The sequence below is a fragment of the Collinsella aerofaciens genome (genome assembly GCF_039752775.1).
GTDB lineage: Bacteria > Actinomycetota > Coriobacteriia > Coriobacteriales > Coriobacteriaceae > Collinsella > Collinsella aerofaciens_R.
In genome coordinates this window covers 1-7,119 of record NZ_JBDMGT010000054.1, presented here as the reverse complement: position 1 = coordinate 7,119, position 7,119 = coordinate 1, and the positions used below count along the sequence as shown (strand labels likewise).

The 7,119-nt window shown below is 59.1% G+C and carries 6 protein-coding genes; 3 read left to right on the top strand and 3 right to left on the bottom strand.

Features of this window, described 5'->3' with window-relative positions; translation table 11 throughout:
* Positions 1-55: 55 nt before the first annotated feature.
* Positions 56-1,081, bottom strand: a complete 1,026-nt coding sequence (locus tag ABHR63_RS09830; RefSeq protein ID WP_117640200.1) for an aspartate-semialdehyde dehydrogenase — start codon at positions 1,079-1,081, stop codon at positions 56-58.
* A gap of 174 nt (positions 1,082-1,255) precedes the next feature.
* The gene (locus ABHR63_RS09825) at positions 1,256-2,644 is read right to left on the bottom strand and encodes an aspartate kinase (protein ID WP_117766542.1); all 1,389 of its coding nucleotides are present in this window, start codon (positions 2,642-2,644) and stop codon (positions 1,256-1,258) included.
* Positions 2,645-2,747: 103 nt separating this feature from the next.
* Here ABHR63_RS09825 and thrC point away from each other — a divergent pair, with 103 nt between their 5' ends.
* A complete protein-coding gene (gene thrC / locus ABHR63_RS09820; protein ID WP_346965434.1) occupies positions 2,748-4,265 on the top strand; it encodes a threonine synthase in 1,518 nt (505 codons plus the stop codon).
* A 201-nt stretch (positions 4,266-4,466) separates the two neighbouring features.
* Positions 4,467-5,348 carry a homoserine kinase gene (gene thrB, locus ABHR63_RS09815; RefSeq protein WP_346965433.1) on the top strand — a complete coding sequence of 294 codons (882 nt, stop codon included), beginning with the start codon at positions 4,467-4,469 and terminating at the stop codon, positions 5,346-5,348.
* A gap of 305 nt (positions 5,349-5,653) precedes the next feature.
* On the opposite strand, the gene ABHR63_RS09810 is transcribed toward thrB, so the two are convergent.
* A complete protein-coding gene (locus tag ABHR63_RS09810; RefSeq protein WP_346965995.1) occupies positions 5,654-5,917 on the bottom strand; it encodes a helix-turn-helix domain-containing protein in 264 nt (87 codons plus the stop codon).
* A 103-nt stretch (positions 5,918-6,020) separates the two neighbouring features.
* Here ABHR63_RS09810 and ABHR63_RS09805 point away from each other — a divergent pair, with 103 nt between their 5' ends.
* Positions 6,021-7,013, top strand: coding sequence for a hypothetical protein (locus ABHR63_RS09805; protein ID WP_346965432.1), 993 nt, complete (start codon positions 6,021-6,023; stop codon positions 7,011-7,013).
* Positions 7,014-7,119 lie beyond the last annotated feature (106 nt).

The following is a 7,119-nucleotide window of genomic DNA, read 5'->3' as shown; positions in this document are numbered from 1 at the left end:
CACATGGTCGAGGACGTTCTGAAAACCAAGCCCGGCCCCCGCCGGACAGGTCACACTACTCGCAGAGCAGCTTAGCGATCTGGACGGCGTTGGTTGCCGCGCCCTTACGGATTTGGTCGCCGCAGCACCAGAAGGTGATGCCGCGCGCAGCCTCGGGGTTCGAGATGTCGCGGCGTACGCGACCGACCCAAATCAGGTCCTGGTCGGAGGTGTCCATCGGCATGGGGAAGCGGTCGTGCGCATCCTCGGCGCTCATGTCGTCAACTAGCTTGACACCCGGAGCGGCAGCCAGCGCGGCACGGGCCTCTTCCACCGTGATGTCGCGCTCGAACTCAAGCGTGATGCTCTCGGAGTGCGAGCGCAGCACGGGCACGCGCACACAGGTGCAGTTCACGCGCAGCTCGGGCAGATGCATGATCTTGCGGCCCTCGTTTTGCAACTTCATCTCCTCGGAGGTAAAGCCCTCCTCCTTGACGCCGCCAATCTGCGGAATCAGGTTGCTCGCGAGCTGGGCGGCAAACGCGCGCGGCTCGGGAATCTCCTCGCCACGGCCCAGGGCGGCCAGCTGAGCCTCGAGCTCGGCCATACCGGGAGCGCCAGCACCCGAAGCCGCCTGGTACGTCGAGACGATCATGCGCTTCACGCCAGCGAGCTGATGCAGCGGCCACGTGGGAACCAGGCCGATAATGGTCGCGCAGTTGGGGTTGGCGATAAGGCCGTGATGCCACTTGATATCGTCGGCATTGATCTCGGGTACGACCAGTGGCACCTCGGGATCCATGCGGAAGGCATGGCTGTTGTCGACCACGACAGCGCCGCGCTTTACGGCCTCGGGCAGCAATTCCTTGGCGATATCGTCGCCGGCAGCACCAAGCACAATATCGCAGCCCTCAAAGGCCTCGGGGCAAGCCTCCTCAATCACGATTTGCTCGCCGCGGAACTCAACGGTCTTGCCCGCAGAGCGCGCGCTCGCCAGCAGCTTGAGCTTACCGACCGGAAACTCCTGCTCGTTGAGGCACTCGAGCATCTGGGTGCCCACGGCTCCCGTCGCGCCCAAAATAGCAACCGTGTACTGTTTCATGCTTCCCCCTTTAAAGGTTGTGGCTTTTGCCCGCACGCCGAGCAGGCCGATTATTGTTGCCAGTGTATACAAGAACGGGGCGGGCACGAAACCCGCCCCGTCGAAACGAAACCGAAACGAAACGCCCCGCCGTAGATTTATGAGACATGTCCCAAAAAATCAACGGGATGGCAGCTACTTGTGGAGCGCGACCAGGGCGGGATCGACCGGCGCGGGAGCCTCCAGATCGGAGACCTTCACAATGCCGTTCTCGTCGGAGAAGGCGCGGTAAATGGTCTGAATCGCCAGATCAAAGTCCTTCTCCTCCACACCGATGATGATATTGATCTCGTCGCAGCTCTGCGAAATCATACGCACGCTCACGCCAGCCTGGCCAAGCATGCCAAACAGGTGGCCCGAGATGCCGGCACGACCGCGCAGGTTACGGCCGACGGTCGCGATAAGTGCCAGGCCCTCGACAACCTCGATCTCGAGCGGCTCGACCTCCTGCTGAATGTCGCCCACGAGCGAGTACAGTGAATCGTGAACGTCCTGCTCCTGCACCACGGCGCCAAAGCGGTCGACGCCGGTGGGCATATGCTCGACGGAAACGTCATAGCGCTCGAAGACCGAAAGCGCGCGGCGCATAAAGCCGACGCGCGGTTTGGTGCGGTCGCGGGCCACGTTGATGGCGACAAAACCGCGCTTGCCGGTCACGCCGGTAATGATGGGCTCTGCCTCGCCCTCATCAGCCGTCTCGCTAATGATGGTGCCGGGATCCTGCGGCGCATTGGTGTTCTTGATGACCAGCGGAATGCCTGCCTCGCGCACGGGGAACACGGCTTCCTCGTGCAGGACGCTTGCGCCCATGTACGAAAGCTCGCGCAGCTCCTCGTAGGTAACGCGCGCAATGGGCTGAGCCTCCGGAACAATACGCGGATCCGCAGAATAGAAACCCGAGACGTCGGTCCAGTTCTCGTAAAGGTCGGCGCCCAGGCACTTAGCCAAAATCGAGCCCGAGATATCGCCGCCGCCACGATCGAGCAGCTTGATCTGGCCCTCACGCGTCGCGCCGTAGAAACCGGGCATAACAAAGCCGCCCTGCTGACCGTACTCCTGCACCAGCTCGGAGGTGCGGTTCATGCTGAGCGTACCGTCGTGATGGAACGCAACGACCGTCGCGGCATCCAGGAACGGCAGGCCCAGATACTCGGCCATCAGGCGAGCGGTGAAGTACTCGCCGCGGCTCACGAGCTCCTCGGTGGAGTAGCCGCCCGAGCGGGCGCGCTCGGCAAAGGCCGCAAACTCTTCGCGGATGGGATAGGTGAGTTCCAGCTCGTCAGCGATATCAAAGTAGCGCTGGCCAATGTCCTCGAGTAGCTCCTCGCACGACACGTGATACTTAACGTGTGCGTTAACCAGGTAGAGCAGGTCGGTCACCTTGGTGTCGCCCTTAAAGCGGCGACCGCAGGCAGAAACCACCACAAAACGGCGGGCAGGGTCGGCATCGACGATGGCCTTGATCTTCTTGAAGTGTTCGGCGTCGGCGACCGACGAGCCGCCAAACTTGGCAATCTTAATCATGGGCTGGAGGTTACCTTTCTAAAAGCCTCTGCAAACCTGTTTTGCGCGCTCTGATACCATGGGTTCACCGATTGGGACCAAGGCATCCGAGGAGCAGTGTTATATGGGAACTTATCATAGTACACGAGGACGCACTTTATCGTGCTCAAGTAAGGTGGCAATCCGCACCGGCATCGCTCCCGACGGGGGTCTGTTTGTCTCGGACGAGCTCGGCACCCAGCAGGTCGATATCAGCTCGCTTGCAGATAAATCGTACTTTGAAATCGCTCAAGATGTGTTGGGAATGTTACTGAATGATTACACGGCCGAAGAAATTTCGGCGTGTGTCGACGAGGCATACCGCGGCACGTTCGCGAGTGAAGAGGTTACGCCGCTCGTCAAACTCGACGCTGCGCCGGGCGCTGACGCCCCTCAGACCTATGTGATGGAGCTCTTTGGCGGTCCCACGAGCGCCTTCAAGGACGTCGCCCTGCAGATGCTCCCCCGCTTGATGGCCCGCACTTCCGCCAAGGACGGCGGCGCCGAGCGCATCATGATCGTCACCGCCACGTCGGGCGACACAGGCAAGGCAGCACTCGCCGGCTTTGCCGACGCCCCGGGCACGGGCATCACCGTCTTTTATCCCGAGGGCAAGGTCAGCCGCGTGCAGAATCTGCAGATGTCCACGCAGGAGGGCGGCAACGTCGCCGTCTGCGGCATCCGCGGCAACTTCGACGACGCCCAGAGTGCCGTCAAGCGCATCTTTGCCGATAAGGAGCTGGCCGAGCGCCTGGAGGCCGCCGGCACCGTGCTTTCGAGCGCCAACTCCATCAACGTCGGCCGCCTGGTGCCGCAGGTCGTCTACTACTTTGCCGCCTATGCGCAGCTGCTGCGCGCCGGCGCCATCGAGGCCGGCGATGCCGTGGAGTTCTGCGTACCGACCGGCAACTTTGGCGATATCCTGGCCGGCTACTACGCCAAGCGCATGGGTCTGCCCGTCGCCAAACTCGTCGTGGCCAGCGACAAGAACAACGTGCTCGCTGACTTCCTGACCACCGGCGTCTACGACCGCAACCGTCCGTTCTTCACGACCATTTCGCCGTCGATGGACATCCTTATTAGCTCTAATCTGGAGCGCATGCTCTACTTCCTGTCCGACGGCGACTGCGAGCTCGTTGCCGGCCTTATGGAGCAGCTTGCCCAGACCGGTCGCTACGAGGTGCCTGCCGAGCTGCTGGCCAAGATCCAGAGCGTATTTGGCTGCGGCTGGGCCAGCGAGGACGAGGTTCGCGCCGCCATCAAGAGCTGCTGGGATGCCAACGGCTACGTGATCGACCCGCACACCGCTTGCGGCTATCACGTCTTTGAGCAGGTCGCCCCCACCGAGGGCGCCAAGGCCCGCGTGCTGCTTTCGACCGCCAGCCCCTACAAGTTCCCGCGCGCCTGCTGCGATGCCCTGGGCCTCGACGTTCCCGAGGACGACTTTGAGGCCATGCGCGTGCTCGAGCAGGCAACCAACACGGTCGCCCCAGCCCAGCTCGCCGAACTCGAGTCCAAGCCCGTCCGCTTCGAAGACGTCTGCGACGTCGATGAGATGGCAAGCTACGTCGAGTCCGCAGCAAAACGAATGAGCACCAACTAGATCCCTCATTAAGCGCCGGCGAAAGCCGGCGCACCTTCTTTTTATTTAGCTTTTGGGATAATGACGAGCATGCGAGCGGGTCTGGCCGTTTAGTTCGTCGCGAGTTCCGCACGAGCCGGAAAGCACTTAATGTGCTTTCCGAGCGAGCCAGGACTGCCCGAGCAGCGAACTAAACGGCCAGACCCGCCCAGGAGGACTCACATGATCAAGATCACCGTCCCAGCAACAAGCGCCAACTTGGGCATCGGCTACGACACCCTCGGCATGGCCGTCAGCCTCTACTCGCACTTCACCTTCGAGCGCGCCGACAAGCTCACCATCACGGGCTGCCCCGAGGAGTTCCAAAACGAGAATAACCTGGTCTATGTGAGCTTTGTCGATGCTCTGGCCGCCTGGGGCGAGCCGGCCTTCCCCGTCGCTATCGACATTCAGACCGACGTGCCCGTCGCCCGTGGCCTGGGTTCCAGCTCCACCTGCGTCGTCGCCGGCATCATGGCTGCCGCCGCGCTGACGGGCCACACCGTCGACCGCGCTGAGCTCGTCCGCATTGCCACCGAGGTCGAGGGCCATCCCGATAACGTCGCCCCTGCTATCCTGGGCGGCGCCGTCTGCTCCTTTACGCCGACCGATTCGCTTCCCCAGTGCCTGCGCTACGAGGTAAGCGACAAGCTTCGTTTTATTACTGTGATTCCGCCCTACGAGGTACATACGAGCGAGGCGCGCAAGGTTGTGCCGCAGGAGATTCCACTCTCCACCGCCGTATGGCAAATGGGCCGCATCGCCGGCATTACGCGCGGCCTGGAGACTGGTGACCTTGACCTGATTGCCGCCGCCAACGACGACCGCATCCAGGAGCCCTATCGCCGCCGCCTCATCCCCGACTACAACGCCGTGCGCGACACCTGCCTTAACGGAGGCGCCAAGACCATCTGGATCAGCGGCTCCGGCTCGACCCTCATGGCTGTGACCGACGACACCATCGTGGCAAAGTTCCTACAGGTCAAGCTGCGCGAGCAGTTCCCCAAGTGTGACACACATATTCTGACGTGCGACACCGAGGGTGCCCAGATCGAATACCTGTAGTCGCCGTCCCGTATACCCACCGGGGAGGCCAGGGGCTTTGCCCCCAAATCGTCCTCGGACATGGCAGGACCCCCGCTGCGCACTTCGTGCGGCGGGGGTCCTGCCGTCCTGCGGAAAGATTTGGGGGCAAAGCCCCTGGCCTCCCCTACGTTAACTTCGCTGGCGGCGGCTACAGGGACCTACACTCTGGAAAGTCGCCAGGCTGATTTTTTTGGCTTCTATTTGATAAAGGCACACTTCGCACCATCTCATTCGCCCTATAGCTCTGTTTTAATTTCTAATTGATGATCGATGCGTGGCGTCATCTAATTATCTTCGCTACTCAAAACAGCCCCAAGTTTACGTACTAGCGTCTCAACAGTAATTCCGAGTGCATCCGCATAGACAAACTGCTCATAAACCCTAAGGCTGCGTTCCCCGGTCTCGACCTTTGAGATGAACGACTGAGGTACCCCCAGTTTCTTTGCGAGTTCAACCTGAGTGATACCTTGCTCCCGACGAATCTGGGAAAGGCATTTTCCGCATGTCCTGTTAGCATCAACGTTCATGCCGCTTACGCTATATTCCATTTTGATATATCCCAAACTGGGATATAGTTATGTCACCGGCCATTTCACCTGCCGTAGCTGTTCGCATAACACACTTAAGTACGGGAAAGGAACCTTGATAAATATGAGTGACAAGATGAAGGGGCCCGGCGAGTCTGACGAGCGGATGCCGGATATCGAAGAGAGCCAGTTTTCTGAGGGCGCTGACAACACCCCCCTCCCAGAAGAACAGCCATCTAATGAAGATGGCACCGCATGTAAAAAAGATGAAAGCGCCTCACTTCTAACTCGCGTTATTCAAAAATTCGGCGGTAAAAAACGGGCAGTCACTGCGGCCGCTGCGTTAGTTATTGTCATTTTCTGTTTGCCCATGATGTTTCCTCAGTTGTTTTGCACTCACAAGCTATGGGCCAATGCAACCTGTACAAGCCCTCGCACATGTAAAAGTTGCGGCAAAACCGAGGGGGAACCGCTTGGACACGAATGGGAAGAAGCAACGTGCACGGTTCCGAAGACCTGTCAACGCTGCGGTAAAACCGAGGGGGAACCCCTTGGGCATCAACCGGGCTCGTGGACTACCGAAGTTGACTACGTGGACGCCACCTCAAAGGAAATACGAGAATGCGAAAAATGCGGAGAGGTCGTTGACACCCGCAACGAGAAGGAAATCACATCTTTTCTTGGCGACGGAAAGTTTTCAATTTCCCCAAAAGGCTTTATTGATCGACTTAACGAGGAATTCTCCGATATCCCCAATTGCAGCAGCATGAATGCGGATTACGAACTAGACGATAGCGGCATGGGGCTCGAACTTCAGATCAAAAACGGTTCAAAGATTGCCGGTATTGGAGGCTTCTTTTCGGACTCGAGTAACACCGGTGCTACTCAGCTATCTTGGATCCGAAAACTGCTTCAAAAACATAGTCATGTACTTCGAAAACTCCGACTATGCCGCGGCGACAGCATTGGCAACTATACAAGCAATCGATCCAACACTTTCGTTTTCAGACGCCAAGGAAGTTGGTGCTGCCTGCGTAGATACGCCAACTGTCAAAAATGGAATTACGTATGCAATCGTAGCTTCGAATGGAGAGTACTGGCTAAGCGCTCGAATTGAATAATTTTCTTTGATTACTAAATTCAGACTGTTAGCGCCGGGCGATTTTAGCCGCTAATAGTCAAACTATTTTGACCAATCCCGGTCACCGAATAATGGCCACCGT